This is a genomic window from bacterium (genome assembly GCA_030654305.1).
Taxonomy (GTDB): Bacteria; Krumholzibacteriota; Krumholzibacteriia; order LZORAL124-64-63; family LZORAL124-64-63; genus PNOJ01.
In genome coordinates this window covers 1-1,946 of record JAURXS010000276.1, presented here as the reverse complement: position 1 = coordinate 1,946, position 1,946 = coordinate 1, and the positions used below count along the sequence as shown (strand labels likewise).

At 70.1% G+C, this 1,946-nt stretch carries 1 protein-coding gene; it reads left to right on the top strand.

Features of this window, described 5'->3' with window-relative positions:
- Nucleotides 1–244: 244 nt before the first annotated feature.
- Nucleotides 245–1,714 (top strand): OmpA family protein, encoded by a 1,470-nt coding sequence (locus Q7W29_07915; protein ID MDO9171741.1) that lies wholly within the window; start codon nucleotides 245–247, stop codon nucleotides 1,712–1,714.
- Nucleotides 1,715–1,946 lie beyond the last annotated feature (232 nt).

Below are 1,946 nucleotides of genomic sequence, written 5' to 3'. Positions count from 1 at the left end.
AGGACGGGGACGGCCTTGAGCCGAATCGACACGCGCAGAACGGCTCCGGCTGAGCGGAACAGCGTTATTTACCTTGCGATTCAGGATCGATTCAGTAGAATGGCGCCATCGAATCCAGCCTGAGCCGAGCGCCACACCGTGACTCGCAACGCGCCTGCCGGCACTCGACGCCTCACGCCATCGTGCACCCGACCGCCGGGCAGGCTCCCGGCGGTGAGATCGACCCGAACAGGGAGATGAACCCATGAATACCAGGCTCGTGAAACCGCTGCTGCTGCTGCTCCTGATCGCGACCGCCTCGGCAGCCGCGGCCGCCGACATCTCCGACGAGTACTCGGTCTTCAGCCTCTCGCCCTACGCCGGCGCGACCTTCCTGACGGACGAGATGGGCATCGAGGACGACCTCATCTTCGGCGGCCGCGCCGCCGTCCAGTTCATGTCCTGGCTGGGCGTGGAGGGCACGTACGGCTTCAGCGACACCGAGCAGACCGGCACCGGCGAATCGACCAAGCTGCACCACCTCGGCGCCGACGTGGTGCTGAACCTGCGGCCCTTCCAGAAGGTCAACCCGTACCTGACCGCCGGCTGGGCCCAGATCGAGGCCAAGGGCGACTGGGTGCCCACGGGCAAGACCGAGATGAACGGGTGGGAGGCCGGCGCCGGCCTGAAGGTCAAGCTGGGCGGCGACAACATCAACCGCCGCGACTTGCGCCTCGAGGTGCGCGACGTCATGAGCGGGCTCGTCAGCGGCCTGCCCAACAACGGCGACCTGACCCACAACCTGATCGCCACCGCCGGCTTCAACTTCGCGTTCGGCCGCTGCGGCCGCGACGCCGACCGCGACGGCGTCCGCGACAGCGACGATGAATGTCCGGAGACTCCGACCGGCGCCACGGTCGACGCGCAGGGCTGCCCCTTCGACAGCGACGGCGACGGCGTCTTCGACGGCCTCGACCAGTGCGCCGAGACCCCGCGGGGCGCGAGCGTCGACACCTACGGCTGCCCGACCGACGGCGACGGCGACGGCGTCCTGGACGGCCTCGACAAGTGCCCGGACTCGGCGCCCGGCTCCGTCGTGGACGCCCGCGGCTGCGTCAGCGACGTGGACAGCGACCTGGACGGCGTCTTCGACCGGACCGACAAGTGCCCCGGCACCCCCGCCGGCGCCAAGGTCGACGCCACCGGCTGCCCGCTCGACAGCGACCGCGACGGCGTCTTCGACGGCCTCGACCAGTGCCCCGAGACCCCGCAGCACCTGAAGGTCGACGAGCAGGGCTGCCCGATCGCGATCACCGCGACCGAGACCCAGCTGCTCGACACGGGCATGATCCGCACGACCGCGGTCACCTTCAAGACCAGCTCGGCCGAGCTCGACCAGGCCGACACCCGCGAGATCGACGAGATCGGCGCCACGCTCGTGCGCTGGCCGGAGCTGCAGATCGAGATCGGCGGCCACACCGACAGCCAGGGCGCCGAAGCGGCGAACCAGAAGCTCAGCGAGCTCCGCGCTCAGGCCGTGCTGGACTACCTGGTGGCGAAGTTCCCCGAGATCCGCGGCGGCCAGTACTCGGTCAAGGGCTACGGCGAGTCGCTGCCCCTGGCCGACAACGCCACCGCCGAGGGCCGCGCCCAGAACCGGCGCGTGGAGTTCAAGGTGCTCAACGCGGAGACCATCAAGCGCGTGATCGAGAGCCAGAAGCTGCTCGAGCGCTGACCGACGATGGCGGTTCCCGCCGCCCTCCACGGCGCGGCGGTTCCCCCGGGAGGGGCCTTCCACGGAAGGCCCCTCCCCTTTTTCGCATTGCGGCGCAGCCGCGGCCGAACCGCGGTTGTGCCGCCCGCACCTCCCGGTCTATCATCGCGCGATGACCAGCGGGTATCGTCACGACCTCCCCCTGGACGCTCCCTTCACGCCGGGCCTCGCGCGCCTGCTGCTGGAGGTCTGC